Genomic DNA, 15,438 nt, shown 5'->3' on the forward strand with positions numbered 1-15,438 from the left:
AACAAGGGGTGGAGCGGATTCATGCACCAAGTCAAAGCACCCGAATCTGGAAAAAGGCGGGGAGACTTGGTGCAAAGGCGACGGAAGAACAAGGGTTTGAGGGGATTCGTGCACCAAGTCAAAGCGCCCGGATTTGGAAAAAGGCAGGGGGACTTGGTGCAAAGGCGACGGAGGAACAAGGGCTGGAGCGGATTCATGCACCAAGTCCCCGTTCGTGGCGAACGAAAGAAGCCAAAGGAACCGTTCTGTGCCTGCAATCCCCTTTCATATATTGAGAATTATCCCGGGAAATGCTATACTAATACGAAATTTTGTGAAGAATAAAGGAAATGATGCGAAGTGAGTAAGAGAACGAAAGGGAATCTACTGTTATTGTTAACGTCTTTCATCTGGGGAAGCGCCTTCGTGGCGCAGAGTTCCGGGATGGATTACGTGGGACCCTACACCTACAACATGGCCCGGAATGTCCTGGCCTTTCTCTTTCTGATTCCGGTAATTTACGTAATCGGGAAGAAGAAAGGGGTGACGGACAACGCGGGTTCCGGAACGGGAATCGATGATGTAGCGTCCGGGGAAGCAAATTGGAAATCCATCCTGCTCCCGGACCGGACCACTTTGGTGGGCGGAATTTACTGCGGCCTGGTAATGGCGGTAGCCAGTTCCTTGCAGCAAATTGGAATCACCATGACGACAGCGGGAAAAGCCGGATTCATTACGGCGCTGTATATTATCCTGGTGCCGCTGATGGGTGTTTTCATCGGAAAGAAAATTCCGCGAATCATCTGGTTCTGCGTGGTGTTGGCCATGGCAGGATTCTATTTACTGTGCGTAAAAGAAGGTTTTAGCATATCTAAAGGGGACATTTTGGTACTCTTCTGTTCCGTGGGCTTTTCGGTGCACATTATGACAATCGATCATTTTACCTCGAAAGGGGTGGATGGCGTTAAGATGGCGTGCATCCAATTTGCGGTGGCAGCGATTGTGATGACGCCGGTGATGTTTTTGCTGGAGAACCCGTCCGTGAGCGGACTCCTTTCGGCATGGATGACCATCGCTTACGCGGGAATCCTGTCCAGCGGCGTGGGATTCACCCTTCAGATTGTAGCTCAGAAGGACACGGATCCGACCACCGCCACCCTGATTATGAGTTTGGAATCGGTATTTGCCGCAGTGTCCGGCTGCCTGTTCCTGAACGAGGTGCTTCTCCCGAAAGAAATTCTGGGGTGCATCCTGGTGTTCGTGGCGGTAATTCTGGCTCAGGTTCCGCTGCCGGTGAAAAGCAAAGAAAAGAGAACCGTCGCCGAATAGACTCCGCATATCGTACAAGCAAACACCACCGGGACATTCCGCAGGGGAAACAGCAAGTTGCTTTTCCAAAGTCCCATCGGTCTGTTATCATATCCGTAACGGAGGTGGAATGAATGGAAACGAAAGATATAATTTTGGAACTTCGTACCCGGCAAGGGTTGTCCCAGGATGAGCTTGCGGAGAAGGTGATGGCGACCCGGCAGGCGGTATCTCGTTGGGAGACCGGCAGAACCGTTCCCAATACGGAAACGCTGAAATTGCTGTCCAAGGTGTTGGACGTATCAATCAATGCGTTGCTGGGCGAACCTCGTCCGCTGATCTGTCAGTGCTGCGGGATGCCTTTGGAAGATGATGAGATTATCAGCCGGAACAGCGATGGAACCAAGAATGAAGATTACTGCAAATGGTGCTATGCGGACGGAACTTATACGTACAGCAATATGGATGAGCTAATTGACGTTTGCGTGACTCATATGGTAAAAGAAGATTTTACGGAGGCGCAGGCGCGAGCGTACATGCAGGAATTGCTTCCGACGCTGGATTATTGGAAGAAATACGAATCGCTCAGCGATGGCGGGCAGTTTGAGGAGTTTAAAAAACAGCTTATAAAAGAAATCAACGACCTTCATGTCGAAGGCCTTCCAAAGGTCGAGAAACTTAATGCACTCGTGGGCAAATATGTGAATCTGGAATATCCGCTGCCGAACGGCCAAAGCGTGAAGCTCCTGGATGACCGGACGACCTATTTGGGAAATCAGCTGGATTCGGAGTTTGGCGGAGACCGATGCTTTGGAGTACTTGCCGGCATGGATTTCATCATGGTGTCCACTTTCGGGGCAGAGGGAGAGAATCCGGAGCTGGTTCTTTATAAAAAAAGATAAGCAAAAGAGCGTGAACCGAGGGAACATACCCGAGCGTTCACGCTCTTTATATTACACCAGTTTCGTGGTCCACCGGGAGCAGTCGATCACCCGGGTGGCCAGGCCTTCATAGAATTCCGGCTCGTGGCACACCATGAGAATGCTGCCGTTGTACTCCATCAGCGCCCGTTTCAGCTCGTCTTTGGCATCCACGTCCAGGTGGTTGGTCGGCTCGTCCAGAACCAGAATATTGGAATCCCGATTCATCAGCTTGCACAGGCGCACCTTGGCCTGTTCGCCACCGGAAAGCACCCGAATTCGGCTTTCAATGTGCTTTGAGGTGAGACCGCAGCGAGCCAGCGCCGCTCGCACTTCCCGCTGGTCCCAGGATGGGAATTCGTTCCAAATCTCCTCGATGCAGGTGGTATCCACATCCTGACTCATTTCCTGCTCGAAGTAACCAATCTGCATATACGGATCCTTCTCAATCTGACCTTCCAACGGCGGGATCAGTCCCAGCAAGCTCTTCAGCAGAGTGGTTTTCCCGATTCCGTTGGCACCTGTGAGAAGCACCTTCTCCTTTCGCTCCATGACGAAATCCAGCGGCTTGGAAAGCGGCGTATCGTATCCGATGACCAGCCCTTTCGTCTCGAAAAGGAACCGTCCCGGCGTGCGCCCCAGGTGGAAGTCGAATTCCGGTTTCACCCGTTCCACCTGCTTCTCAATCAGCTCCATATTATCCAGCTTCTTCTGGCGGGACATGGCCATGTTTCGGGTGGAAATTCGAGCCTTGTTCCGGGCCACGAAATCCTTCAGCTGAGCGATTTCCTGCTGCTGCTTCTGGTAGGCCGCTTCGTGCTGCGCCTTCCGCATCTCGTACACCTTTATGAAATCGTCGTAATCCCCCACATACCGGTCCAGCTTGTGATTTTCCATGTGATAAATCAGGTTGATTACGCTGTTCAGGAACGGAATATCGTGGGAAATCAGGATAAAAGCATTTTCGTAATTCTGCAGATACCGCTGCAGCCATACGATATGTTCCCGATCCAGGTAGTTGGTCGGCTCGTCCAGCAAGAGGATTTCCGGCTTCTCCAGCAGAAGCTTGGCCAACAGCACTTTGGTTCGCTGTCCGCCGGACAGCTCCGTAACATCCCGGTCCAGTCCCAGGTCTGTCAAGCCCAGCGCCCGGGCTACTTCATCAATCTTCGCGTCAATCATATAGAAATCATGAGCGGTGAGAAGGTCCTGCAGGGTGCCGGCTTCCTCCATCCGCGCGTTCATGGTATTTTCATCCACATCCGGATCTCCCATGGACATGTACAGGTCGTTCATCTCCTGTTCCATCTCAAAGAGGTAGTCAAAAGCGGTCTTCAGCACGTCCCGTACGGTCTGCCCCTTGGTGAGGACGGTGTGCTGGTCCAGATAGCCCGCACGAACGCGCTTCGACCATTCCACCTTTCCTTCATCCGGCGAAAGCTTACCGGTGATGATATTCATAAAAGTAGACTTGCCTTCTCCGTTGGCGCCCACCAGTCCGATGTGTTCACCGGACAGAAGTCGGAAGGATACATCATCGAAAATCTGGCGGTCTCCAAATCCGTGGGTCAGGTGTTCCACGTTTAAGATGCTCATAAATATATATTCCTTTCATTTTTGAAATCACAATCCTCTACATTATATATGAAACGAAGGAGGAAAAACAAGACCGGAAGAAAAAAGGGATTGCGAGGATGTTCCCCGCAATCCCTTTTCAATTCCTTGTTCTCTCGTATACGGGTATACTATGTATGTCGACAAAATTCACACAAAAAACTTATAAATTTAGTTTCATTTCATAAAAACTATGTTATAATACTGACTAAATTGTTTGAGAGCAGAATTCTAGGGGAATAACAGTGAATATGTATACAAAAGAAACGATTTCGAAAAAAGAGAATAACGGCAAGCATCGAACCGCGTTGGTTCTGGAGGGCGGTGCCATGCGAGGCATTTTCAGCGCGGGAGTTATCGACGTGCTGATGGAAAACAACATTCATTTTGATGCGGTCATCGGTGTCTCCGCCGGTGCGGCATTCGGCTGCAACTACAAGTCCCATCAGCCGGGACGGGTTATCCGTTATAACCGGCGATTCGCAAAGGATTGGCGGTATTGCAGCCTGCGCTCCCTGATGAAGACCGGAGATCTGTACGGGGCAGAGTTCTGCTACCATACTTTGCCGAAGGAACTGGACGTGATGGATAAGGAAACCTATGATAGCGATCCCAGCCGGTTTGTCGTAGTGTGTACCGATACCCGAACCGGGAAGCCGGTATATAAGGAGCTGCCGGAGCTGAACGATGCCGCGCTGGAGTGGGTGAGAGCCAGCGCATCCATGCCGGTGGTATCCCGTGCGGTGCACATCGACGGATACAGCTTGCTGGATGGCGGCATCAGCGATTCCATTCCCGTGCAGTACGCACGGAATCAGGGGTACGACCGGATTGTCACAGTGCTGACTCGGCCGAAGGATTACGTCAAGGCGCCCACCGGGCACGATCACCTTTACGGATTGCTCCTCCACAAATATCCGCAGGTTGCGGCCAGCCTTCGGAACCGTCATGTGGTGTACAATCGGTCTAAGAAAATGGTCCATCAGCTGGGATCCAAAGGGGAACTCTGTGTCATCTATCCGGAAAAAGAACTGGACATCAGCCGGACGGAGCACGATGTGGCGCGCATGGACCGCACCTATAAAGAGGGGCGGAAGCGGGCACAGGCGATGATGCCGAAGATTCGGAAGTATCTGGAACAGTAGAAATGAAATATACGCAAATGAAGAGGCTGCTCCCCCGGAAGGGAACAGCCTCTTCATTTCGTTTATTCCGTTAGTGGGTTCCATCTTGCTTTTGCCGAACTACCATCCCCATTTGGTTGATACGTTGGATGTACCCCAGCCGGTGGAGTAGTTGACGAAATCCGGTTTCTTCTTGGTCTTGATGGTGATGGTGACCTTTTTCTTCGCATACTTCTTGATGTTCTTGTACGTCACGGTCTTTGTGGCAATTTTCTTGTTGTTGTTGTACACGTAGACCTTGAATTTGTACTTCTTCATCTTGAACATCCGGTTATTCACGATGTAGCCCGTCACCTTGATTTTCTTATCGTAGTAAGAAAACTGCCATGGGACGAATTTCGCCGTTGCGTACGGTGTAATCTGATTGATATTGCTGTTCAGGCGTCCCGGTCTCTTGTAAGTATTGCTCTTTGGCTTCTTTGCGGAAGTGGACTTGGTAATGCTGGTCTTCTTCGCGCATACCGCTTTCACCTTGTACTTGTAGGAATTGGCCTTCTTCGCGCTGTAGGTGAAGGTGATGGTCGCCTTACCGTTGCTCTTGATGGTCTTAATCTTCTTGCTGCCCCGGTATACGTACATGGTGGACAATCCCTTTGCCCGCTGATCTGCCGGAACCTTTATCAGCATCTTTACCTGCTTCGGTCCCATCTTTACTGCGGAGAAGCCCGGTGCTTTGAAATTCTCGGTGCGTACGGTGTAGTAATATCCGTCCCAGTAATTGTACTCCAATTTATTCTTGTACCGAATGGTGTGAACGGTATAGTACCGGGTGGTTCCCGGAAGCAGTCCGGTGAGAGTGAATTTGCCGTGGTCTTTCCCCGAATCGAAGCTGAACTCTTGGTAAAGATCCGCTTCGCCCTCTCCCTTCACGTAGTTATAGATTTCCACTCCGTCCGCATAGCCGGTATTGTGGTTTCTGTCCTTGTATACGGTAACCGCCGCTTGGTCGTAGCGGGCAGAGGTGCTGGAGAAGCGGTAGATATCCTCCATCTCTGATTTGATATTGGCCGGAGAGTCAAAGGCCAAGGATGTCGCAAGGGAAGCACTTGCTTCCGCCTTTTGTGCAGCCGTCTCCTTATCCTTTGCGGAAACCAGCATCCAGCGGCGCGGACTCTGATCCGCAATATTAAACGGATTAATCTTATTCCGGTAGATCCAGACCTTTACGGTTCTGCTGTTGGACGATCCGTAAATGCTCTTGTCGTCCAAATTATACGCGTAGAGCGTTTCGCCGGCATTCGGGCCCTGCGTGCCGCGGAAGGTGGCATACACTTCCGTGTATTCGGTACCGTCCGAATACATCTTTTCCACCTGGCCGTATCCGGTCATGCCTTCCAGAAGGTTTGGATTCGGTGCTTCCGGTTTTTTCGGTGCCTGCACCGTTCGCGGCTGGAAGTTGTTGCCGTAGTTCGCATATTGATCGTTGTTGTAGTCACTATAGAATTTAAAGCTGATGGAAAGCTCTTCTTCCGGCCGGACGATCGGGACCTTCTGTGCATTCTTGAAATCATAGACGAGCTTTCCGTTCAATTTTCGAATGTCCGGAGCATTGATAATCTGGGATCCGATGAGCTGGTTGTTCTGGGAAACCTCGAGGACATAGTCCCGGGCATTATCCACATGATACACAGCGTATTTCGCTGCAAAAATATCGAAGGTAAGGACCATATCGAATTTTCCGTCGCTTCGATAGGTGTATTCGATTTTTGACAACGGATTTTGTTTATTCGGTGTGTACTCTTGTGTAATCTTTTTCCCCACAACATCTGCGGAAACCGATGCCGGAATCATCAGGAGCGCAAACGCGGTGGCGATCAGCAGACGACGAATCGTCCTTCGTTTCTTTGTGTTCTTTTTCATATCGGTTCCTCCTGCAGGTGCTTGAACCTGCCGTTCTTCCTTGAGAAGGGAGATGTACTTCTTAACCGGATTGTATCAATTCAAGAGCAATGCTACAACACTCGAAAGAGTACTGTCAGTTGAAAAAGAACTTTTTTTCGGTGCAACTGTGCCGGAAGGACCTAAGAGTTCTTCGGGATGTATTTTTTCTCCTTCGTAAAGCCTCGGCCGGTGACGCTGCTCACCTTGCTCAGCACGATGAAGGCATTGGGATCCACTTCGTGAACCACCTTCTCCGTGCGGTACAGCTCTCGAGGGGAGATGACGCAGGAAAGCACATCGGTTTCAATGCCCAGGTAACCGGTCTTTCCGTGCAGCAGGGTGACGCCCCGGTCGATGTCTGCCAGAATGGCATCCTTCATCTCCTCGGAATGTTTGGTGACGATTTCCAACTTGGTTTTGGCGGTGCCCAGCGCCAGCAGTTTGTCCAGGGTCATGGTGTACACGATAACCAAAATGATGCCGTAGAGGCTGGTGTCCTTGTCGGAGAAGAGCATCTGGCCAATCAGGATGATAAAATCAAATACGTACAGGCTGACGGATACCGGAATCCGGAAGAGTTTCTGCAGGACCAGAGGTGGAATATCCATGCCGCCGGTGCTGGCCCCCAGCCGGATGATCATCGCCAGGGAAATGCCGATGCACAGGCCGCCGAAAAGGGCGCTAAGGAACAGATCCCGTGTCAGCACGAAGCCGCCCACGGCCCGCTGCAGGATCCCCAGGAGCAGGGGGTAGAAAATGGTGCTCACCAGTGTGGTGAGGGCGAATTCCTTTCCCAGGATGAGGGCGCCCAACAAGAACATGGCCACGTTAAAGATGCCCACGAAGATGGAAATATCCATGCCGGTGAAGTGGTTCATAATCAGGCCGATACCGGTGGTGCCGCCGGTAATCAGGCCGGATGGAAGAATAAAGAAAACGACGCCCACGGCGTAGATGAAGTTTCCGAAGATGATAATCAGTACATTTCGGAGAAATCGAAGACTGAAAAGGGATGATGACTTCATGAGATGACCTCCTTAATCTCGTATCGCATTTCTTGCGAAAAAAAAGACCACGCATCAGGAATTTTCCCTGACAGACGTGGATCGAAGCAAAAGCTTAATACATTTTCCATATTGATTTTGCCAAGAAATTATATAATAGGAGTCGGACTTGCGTCAAGAGCGGAAAAAAATATTTTTTGGAAGGAAATAAACGGACGCCTCTGAAGACCGAAACTTGACAGATGGACGATGGATACATATAATAACCTAGTTGATAGGTAGGATTTTTGTCCCGTCCGCAGAATATCGACACGGTAACACTTGATGATAAGATAAAAGGAAGTAACGAATGGAATTGATGATTACCGCGATTGCCGGGTTCTCCATTTTGCTGGGAGCCTTGGCAACGCATTTGATTAAAGATACGGAAAAGATGGAGCACCTGTCCATGGCTTTGGCGCTGGGTGCGCTGGCGGCACTGCTGCTCTTCGACCTGTTCCCGGAGGTGCACGAACTGGTGGAGGCGCAGGGCTGGGGATACAGCCTGGGCATGCTGGTGGTGGGCATCGCCATGCTGAAGGTGCTGGATCTGTTCATTCCGGATCACCACGATACGGAAGAGACCCACGATCATGAGAATGCCGCCCATATCGGAATCATTTCGGCGATGGCGGTAATCCTCCATAATATTGTGGAAGGAATGTCGGTGTACAGCATCGCCATGAATTCCATGTCCGACGGAATTATTTTTGCTCTGGGCATCGCCATGCACAACATCCCGATGGGTATGCTGATTGATTCCACCATGGAGGAGCGGAAGCGCAGCGAGCGGTACGTCCTTTTGGCGGCGGTGACCCTCTCCACCCTCTTCGGCGGCGTGCTGATGAATATGATTGAGGTGCACCTGTCGGAGGTTCTGACCCTGACTATGGTGAGCATCGCCACGGGCATGATTCTATATATCGTGTTCTCCGAGCTGACGCCTCATGTGTTTCGGACCCGGGAACATTTGCGGGAGTCCGTGGTCAGTGTGATTATCGGTTTCGCGCTGGTGTGGGTCAGCACCATGGTGGCGTAATCCGTCGGAAGCGAGAAATCTATTCTTCCGGAAGGTCTGCTTTCGGAAGGCTCCAGTGATTTCGGGCGGCCAGCAGCCGGAGAACCACAATCGATGTGGCGCCCAGCAGCATGGCTCCGCCGTAGCCGATTCGGTTCCAGAGAAGGATGCATGCCAATGCTCCCAGCAGAGAGGCGCTGGCGTAGAAATGCTTGACGAAGATGTACGGCCGGTCGCCGGCCATCATATCCCGCAGTACGCCGCCGCCGCATCCGGTAATAACGCCCACGAAGGCCAGCAGGATGATGCCGTGGATATTGGTGGATTGGTAAGCAGTTTGAATGCCGTTCACGGTAAAAATACCCAGACCGATGGAGTCGAACAGCAGCATCAGCGCTTCGTAGAACCGAGTTTCCCGAAAAATCCACGTCCGGATGACCGGCAGGAACACGATGATGGAAGTGATGATGGATACCACCAGATACACCGGGTCCTGAAAGGTGAGGGGCGGATTGTTCCCCACAATCAGATCCCGGATGATTCCGCCGCCCACGCCGGTGGTGAGCCCCAGAATGGATACGCCGAAAATATCCATTCGCTTTCGGATGCCCAGAACGGCACCGGAAATGGCGAAGGCAACGGTCCCCATAATCTCCAGAAAAAACAAAATATCTTCCACGGCAAAACACCCCCACAATTTAATGATTTATTTACTTTCAAACCATCGCTTGTATGGTTTGTTTTTTTGAATACGATTCTGTCAAACAGCCTAACAAGGATACCATTGCAATATTCAAAAGTCCAGCATATAATGGAACGCATGGGACTCGTACAGAGAAAAAAACAAAGGGGGAAATTTAAAATGACGAAAGAACAATCGCAATATCGGAAGGGGGTGTTCCAGGTGGTCTTCTGCATGGTCATCTGGGGCGTGCTGCCCATCTATTGGAAGGCCCTGATTCCCATCAGTTCATCGGTAATCATGCTGTACCGGGTGCTGATGTCTTTTCTAACGGCGCTGCTTCTGGCACATCGAAATTATACCTGGCAGGAAATCTGGGCTCCGCTGAAGGAAGATCGAAAGACCATCCGAACTCTGGCCGTCGCCGGCGTCATCATCACCATCAACTGGTCCACCTACATCTGGGCGGTGAATGCGGGATTTATTATACAGACCAGTCTGGGGTATTATATCGAACCGCTGGTAGTCTGCCTGCTGGGAATTATCCTATTTCATGAACGGGTGACGAAATACAAGGTCGTCGCCATGATTTTCGCCTTGGTGGCGGTGCTGGTGCTGCTGTTTCATTTCCACCAAATTCCGTTCATCGCTCTGGGACTGGCGCTGACATTCTCCGTCTACGCCGCCATTAAGCGTTCCGTGACCGTGGATCCGGTGCTGTCCATGATCTACGAGACCATGTTCCTGGCGCCCATCGCCCTGGCAATCATCCTGTATCAGGAAATCAGCGGCAACGGCGCCGTTGCGGCGGGCGCACCGTATCAGGTGGGTTTGCTGCTGCTCTGCGGATTCTGCACCGCGGTTCCCCTGATGCTCTTCAGCGCCGGCGCCCAGAAAACATCCATGTTCATCCTGGGCCTGGTGGAGTACATCAGCCCCACCATGCAGATGAGCCTCGGCATCTTGCTGTACCACGAGCATGCCGACAGCGTTCAGTTCATGGCCTTTGGAATTATATGGATCGGATTGGTGTTCTTCACCATTGGAGAATTCAAGGATACTCGTCCGAATGCGTAAAGCTTCTTCATAAAAAAACAAAATCCGCTTCATCGGAAACGTCCGGTGAGGCGGATTGTTTTTATGCGCTATTCAACCCGAAGGAATTTATCGTAGGACTCTTCGGATCCCTTTTCCGGTGCATCGCCACCGATTTTCTCTTCGAAGCGGTCCTTTTGACCTGTCGGAATCGGAGTCGGGTATCCGGTTCCGAAGCAGGCGCTGCAGAAGCCTTCTCCCGGATGATTCCCGATAATCAGGTGCAGGGTGTTTACGTCCAGGTAGCCCATGCTGTCGGCACCGATTTTCCGGGCAATCTTGTCCTGATCGTAGCCGCACTGGCAGGCGATGAGGTTTTCCTTGGTGTCCACATCCACGCCGTAGTAGCAGGCATCGGTAAAGGCCGGTGCGGAGGACATGACGTGAACTTCCGTGGCGCCGGCGGAGCGAACCAGCTGGATGATTCGGGTGATGGTGGTTCCCCGAACCACGGAGTCGTCCACCAATACCACCCGCTTCCCCGCAACGCTGTTGCGGATGACGTTCAGCTTGATGCGAACCTTATCCTCCCGATTCTTCTGACCAGGAGCGATGAAGGTTCGGCCGATGTACTTGTTCTTGACAAAACCCATTCCGTACGGAATTCCGGATTGCTCCGCGTAGCCGATGGCCGCATCCAGACCGGAATCCGGAACGCCGATGACGATATCCGCATCCACCGGATACTGCATGGCCAGCAGGGCGCCGGCTTTTCGCCGTGCTTCGTGAACGCTCTTTCCCTCAATCTGAGAATCCGGACGGGCGAAGTAGAGGTACTCGAAAATGCAGATTTTATGCTCCTTTTCCCCGCAGTGATCTCGGATGGACCGGATGCCGTTCTTGCTGAATACCAGGATTTCACCCGGCTCCAGGTCCCGGATATATTCCGCGCCCACCGCGTCCAGGGCGCAGGTCTCGGATGCCACGATGTAGGTACCGTCTTCCCGCTTGCCGTAGCACAGCGGGCGGAAACCGTACGGGTCCCGACAGGCAATCATCTTCTGCGGGGACATGATCAGCAGGGAATAGGCTCCGTCAATGCGTCCCATGGCTTTGTTCACGGCCTCTTCAATGGATTCGCTTTGAATCCGTTCCTTTGTAATTACGTAGGCGATGACCTCCGAATCGTTGGTGGTGTGGAAGATGGAGCCCTGCAGTTCCAATTCCTGACGCAGTTCGAAAGCGTTGACGATGTTTCCGTTGTGAGCCAGCGCCATGCGTCCCTTGTGGTGGTTGACCACAATCGGCTGGGCGTTGATTCGTTCATTGGCACCGGTAGTGCTGTAGCGGTCGTGTCCGATGGCCATATTTCCCGGTCCCAGGTTTTCCAGCACGTGCCGGGTGAAGACCTCGTGGGTAAGGCCGTTGTCCTTGTAGTCCCGGAAGATTCCGTCATCGTTTACCACGATGCCGCAGCTTTCCTGTCCCCGGTGCTGCAGTGCGAAAAGCCCGTAGTAAACCGTCTCCGCAACATTCTGTCGGTTTTCGCTGAAAATGCCGAAGATGCCGCATTCCTCATGAAGATTGCTCATTCGTCCTTCTCCTTTTTACGATTAAAAATATCAATAGATGGTGTAATATCTGACGATAAAATTAAATAACAAAATATATTATACAACGATGGAATTTAAAGTGGTATATTAAATTTTTTTTGAGTGCATCGGGGCGAAATGGGGCAAAAACGCAATCTTTTCTGGCGGAAAAGTCAGTGAATTAACAATTGTTGACGGCGAATAAATTGTTTGATAGATTGTGTTAGAAAGTGAAAGATAATTTACATAAAAGGAAGTGAGGATTATGCGACTGAATCCGGTAGGTACACATCTGTATATCGATTTGAAGTTTCCCTGCCAGCAGAAGGGAGAGAAGAGTCCGGTGGTGATTTTCAGTCATACCTTCGGAGGAAATGCTACGGACAACCGGCGGATGCAGCGCATCCTGATCGCCGGCGGAATTGCAGTGTGTTCTTTTGATTTTCGCGGAGGGAGCGGATACAAAAGCGGCCGCAGCCGGGGGGATATGCGGGCCATGTCTATTTTTACCCAGAAAGATGATTTGGACTCGGTAATCGATCTGGTGAAGGAACAGGATGGAATCGATCCGCAGCGGATTTATCTGCTGGGTGCCAGTCAGGGGGGATTGGTATCGGCACTGGTGGCCGGCAATCGGCCGGAGGAAATTCGAGGGCTCTTTCTGGCCTATCCGGCGATGTGCATTCCGGACGATGCAAAGCGGCGGTATGCCAGCCTGGAAGAGGTGCCGGATGAAGTGGAAATCATGGGCCTTACGGTGGGAAAGACGTATTACCAGTATTTGCTGGATTACAATTTTCAGAAGGAAATTCGGAAATATAAAGGAAAAGTATTCATCTTCCACGGAGATAATGATGAGATCGTGGATGCCTCCTATTCGGAACGGGCGGCGACCATGTACGATAATGCGAAGCTGTACATCCTTCACGGGGAGGGGCACGGGTTTTCCAAGAAAATCCAGCGGCTTCTGGCCCGGTTCATCATCAATGAAATTCTGGGCGCAGCGAAAGCTTCCTCTTAGATATTAGCCCTTTCGACAACGCTTTAGCTCCAGTTCCAGCATCCCGTTCAGCAGTTCCTGACCGTGTTCGTCCAGACCGCGAATTCGCTCCAACAGGCGAAGCTCTTCGCTGGAAGGAACGGTCACCGCATAATCGCAATCGGCAAATTCCTTCAGGATATTATCGCACCGGTAAATCATGCACAGCGCCAGAAAAATGGGTGCTTCCACGGAGCGGGTGCCGGTTTCGTAGCTGTAGAGCGCCTTTGTGCTGATGTATATTCCGTATTTGTGAAGCAGTACAGCCACGTCCTGCACAGACAGGTTGTTTTGATTCCGAAGTTTTCGTAATTTATTGCCGATGCTTTGCTGATCCATTATGCAGTCCTTCCTTTTCTACAAAATATAGGGGAGCGGAAAAAATCCGTCAACGGAATTCCACAATATGAAGAAAAAGTATTTGACAATTCTACAAATTGTAGATAGAATCACCATATCGGCGGGAAATCGCCGATATAACACAGAGCAATCCGGAACCGGCAGAATTTCATCCGCGGAATCTGTCGGTTTTGGATTTTTTGATTTCTATAACGGCACACCGGTAATCTCAGATGCAGAAACAACCCTTCTGTTCTGTTTGAGGTTGTATTGCAAAAACAAAAAGGCTATAATCAATCTGTAAAAAAATACTTTTATGAGGATAAAAAGACTTGAAGAACGAAAAAACAATTACTTTTCCGATTGACGGTACCGTGGATTCCGCTGCGCTGTTCGGCAGCATGGATCGGAATGTGAAGGCGGTGGAGCGGGCCACCGGAACAACGATTATTCAGCGAAACAGCGAGCTCCTGATTCAGGGAGAGGAGGGCAATCGGGCCCGGGACATGCTGACGAAGATGGCAGGAGAACTGAAGGCCACCGGCAAGCTGGATTCCCAGAAGGCGGATTACATTATCGAGGCGCTGACTCGGGAGATTCCATACGACGAACAGGAGAACGCCCGGGATATCATCTGCTATACCCATTACGGGAAACCCCTTCGTCCGAAGACGTTCGGACAGAAGGAATATGTGGATGCCATTCGCCGGAACAACATGGTGTTCGGCGTGGGACCGGCGGGAACGGGAAAGACGTACCTGGCCTGTGCCATGGCGGTGAACGCTCTAAAGAATAAAGAAATTGAACGAATCATCCTGGCGCGGCCGGCGGTGGAAGCCGGAGAGAGCCTGGGATTCCTTCCGGGAGACCTTCAGGAGAAGGTGGATCCGTACCTTCGCCCGCTGTACGATGCCCTCTATGAAATCATGGGACAGGAAGCAGCGGCCAGAATGAAGGAAAAGGGCGCCATTGAGGTGGTTCCGCTGGCATACATGAGAGGTCGGACGCTGGACAATTCTTTCATCATTTTGGACGAGGCGCAGAACACCACGCGGGAGCAGATGAAGATGTTCCTCACCCGAATGGGATTCCATTCCAAAGTGGTGGTGACGGGGGATATCACCCAGATTGACCTGCCCAAAGGGAAGGGTTCCGGACTGCTGGAAGCCACCCGGGTGCTGAAGCATGTGGAAGGCATCCGATTCTGTTATTTGACCGATGTGGATGTGGTTCGCCACGAACTGGTAAAAAGAATTATCAAAGCCTATAACGAATACGAGAAGAAAAGCGGAGACAAAAGAAAATGAGAATCGATTGCGTAGACGAGAACGGCAGACTGCAGGAAGCTGCTTTTACAAAGATTCTGGAGGCGGCGTCGGAAGTGTTCCGTCAGGAATTCGATTTGCCGGCAGAGGAAGAAGAGCGACTGGAGGTATCCCTCACCATCACGGATGAGGAGACCATTCGGCAGATTAATCGGGAGTATCGAGACATTGACCGGGTAACGGATGTGCTGTCCTTCCCGCAGTATGAATCGGCAGAAGCGGTTGCGGAAGAGTTGAAATCCCTGGATGAGGAGATTTCGGTGTTGCTGGGAGACGTGGTAATCTGTTATAAGCGGGCCTGCGAACAGGCGATGGAATATGGAAATACGGAGGAACGGGAACTGACCTACCTGTTCGTTCACAGCATGATGCATCTGCTGGGGTATGATCACATGGAAGAGGAAGAGAAGAAGGTCATGCGGCTTCACGAAGAAAACGTGATGTCGGCGGTGGACCTGAGGAGAGAATAGAAATGGAGA

Annotated in this window: 15 protein-coding genes; 9 read left to right on the top strand and 6 right to left on the bottom strand. The window is 51.3% G+C overall.

Annotated elements, in window-relative coordinates; all coding sequences use genetic code 11:
* Positions 1-8 precede the first annotated feature (8 nt).
* The 3 genes from FYJ65_RS00765 to FYJ65_RS00775 all read left to right on the top strand — a co-directional run bounded on the left by FYJ65_RS00765 (position 9) and on the right by FYJ65_RS00775 (position 2,189).
* Positions 9-275 (top strand): hypothetical protein, encoded by a 267-nt coding sequence (locus FYJ65_RS00765; protein ID WP_154553438.1) that lies wholly within the window; start codon positions 9-11, stop codon positions 273-275.
* Between the two features lie 64 nt (positions 276-339).
* Positions 340-1,308, top strand: a complete 969-nt coding sequence (locus tag FYJ65_RS00770) for a DMT family transporter (protein WP_277671713.1) — start codon at positions 340-342, stop codon at positions 1,306-1,308.
* A gap of 113 nt (positions 1,309-1,421) precedes the next feature.
* Positions 1,422-2,189 carry a zinc ribbon domain-containing protein gene (locus tag FYJ65_RS00775; protein ID WP_154553439.1) on the top strand — a complete coding sequence of 256 codons (768 nt, stop codon included), beginning with the start codon at positions 1,422-1,424 and terminating at the stop codon, positions 2,187-2,189.
* A 51-nt stretch (positions 2,190-2,240) separates the two neighbouring features.
* Here FYJ65_RS00775 and FYJ65_RS00780 read toward each other — a convergent pair whose 3' ends face one another.
* The gene (locus tag FYJ65_RS00780) at positions 2,241-3,803 is read right to left on the bottom strand and encodes an ABC-F family ATP-binding cassette domain-containing protein (RefSeq protein WP_154553440.1); all 1,563 of its coding nucleotides are present in this window, start codon (positions 3,801-3,803) and stop codon (positions 2,241-2,243) included.
* 269 nt (positions 3,804-4,072) lie between these two features.
* On the opposite strand from FYJ65_RS00780, the gene FYJ65_RS00785 reads away from it, so the two are divergent.
* A complete protein-coding gene (locus FYJ65_RS00785; protein ID WP_154553441.1) occupies positions 4,073-4,966 on the top strand; it encodes a patatin-like phospholipase family protein in 894 nt (297 codons plus the stop codon).
* A 99-nt stretch (positions 4,967-5,065) separates the two neighbouring features.
* Here FYJ65_RS00785 and FYJ65_RS00790 read toward each other — a convergent pair whose 3' ends face one another.
* Both FYJ65_RS00790 and FYJ65_RS00795 read right to left on the bottom strand, forming a co-directional pair.
* Positions 5,066-6,865: a hypothetical protein gene (locus FYJ65_RS00790; RefSeq protein WP_154553442.1), complete on the bottom strand. Its 1,800-nt coding sequence runs from the start codon at positions 6,863-6,865 to the stop codon at positions 5,066-5,068.
* Between the two features lie 161 nt (positions 6,866-7,026).
* The gene (locus tag FYJ65_RS00795) at positions 7,027-7,911 is read right to left on the bottom strand and encodes a YitT family protein (RefSeq protein ID WP_154553443.1); all 885 of its coding nucleotides are present in this window, start codon (positions 7,909-7,911) and stop codon (positions 7,027-7,029) included.
* 328 nt (positions 7,912-8,239) lie between these two features.
* Between FYJ65_RS00795 and FYJ65_RS00800 the strand changes: the two genes are divergently transcribed.
* Positions 8,240-8,968 (top strand): ZIP family metal transporter, encoded by a 729-nt coding sequence (locus FYJ65_RS00800; RefSeq protein ID WP_154553444.1) that lies wholly within the window; start codon positions 8,240-8,242, stop codon positions 8,966-8,968.
* Positions 8,969-8,987: 19 nt separating this feature from the next.
* Here the strand turns inward: FYJ65_RS00800 and FYJ65_RS00805 are convergent, their stop codons facing one another.
* Positions 8,988-9,626, bottom strand: coding sequence for a trimeric intracellular cation channel family protein (locus FYJ65_RS00805; protein WP_328603024.1), 639 nt, complete (start codon positions 9,624-9,626; stop codon positions 8,988-8,990).
* A gap of 183 nt (positions 9,627-9,809) precedes the next feature.
* Between FYJ65_RS00805 and rarD the strand changes: the two genes are divergently transcribed.
* Positions 9,810-10,706, top strand: coding sequence for an EamA family transporter RarD (rarD, locus tag FYJ65_RS00810; protein ID WP_206157231.1), 897 nt, complete (start codon positions 9,810-9,812; stop codon positions 10,704-10,706).
* Between the two features lie 68 nt (positions 10,707-10,774).
* Here the strand turns inward: rarD and purF are convergent, their stop codons facing one another.
* Complete coding sequence (gene purF, locus FYJ65_RS00815; protein ID WP_154553446.1) at positions 10,775-12,256, bottom strand: amidophosphoribosyltransferase; 1,482 nt, start codon at positions 12,254-12,256, stop codon at positions 10,775-10,777.
* A gap of 265 nt (positions 12,257-12,521) precedes the next feature.
* Between purF and FYJ65_RS00820 the strand changes: the two genes are divergently transcribed.
* Complete coding sequence (locus FYJ65_RS00820) at positions 12,522-13,277, top strand: alpha/beta hydrolase family protein (protein WP_154553447.1); 756 nt, start codon at positions 12,522-12,524, stop codon at positions 13,275-13,277.
* 3 nt (positions 13,278-13,280) lie between these two features.
* Here the strand turns inward: FYJ65_RS00820 and FYJ65_RS00825 are convergent, their stop codons facing one another.
* Complete coding sequence (locus tag FYJ65_RS00825; RefSeq protein WP_154553448.1) at positions 13,281-13,634, bottom strand: helix-turn-helix domain-containing protein; 354 nt, start codon at positions 13,632-13,634, stop codon at positions 13,281-13,283.
* Between the two features lie 332 nt (positions 13,635-13,966).
* On the opposite strand from FYJ65_RS00825, the gene FYJ65_RS00830 reads away from it, so the two are divergent.
* Positions 13,967-14,941, top strand: coding sequence for a PhoH family protein (locus FYJ65_RS00830; RefSeq protein WP_330636947.1), 975 nt, complete (start codon positions 13,967-13,969; stop codon positions 14,939-14,941).
* A complete protein-coding gene (gene ybeY / locus FYJ65_RS00835; RefSeq protein ID WP_154553449.1) occupies positions 14,938-15,429 on the top strand; it encodes an rRNA maturation RNase YbeY in 492 nt (163 codons plus the stop codon). Before FYJ65_RS00830 ends, ybeY begins: the two co-directional genes overlap by 4 nt.
* Positions 15,430-15,438: the final 9 nt, after the last annotated feature.

This window comes from Mogibacterium kristiansenii, assembly GCF_009695905.1.
Classification (GTDB): domain Bacteria; phylum Bacillota; class Clostridia; order Peptostreptococcales; family Anaerovoracaceae; genus Mogibacterium_A; species Mogibacterium_A kristiansenii.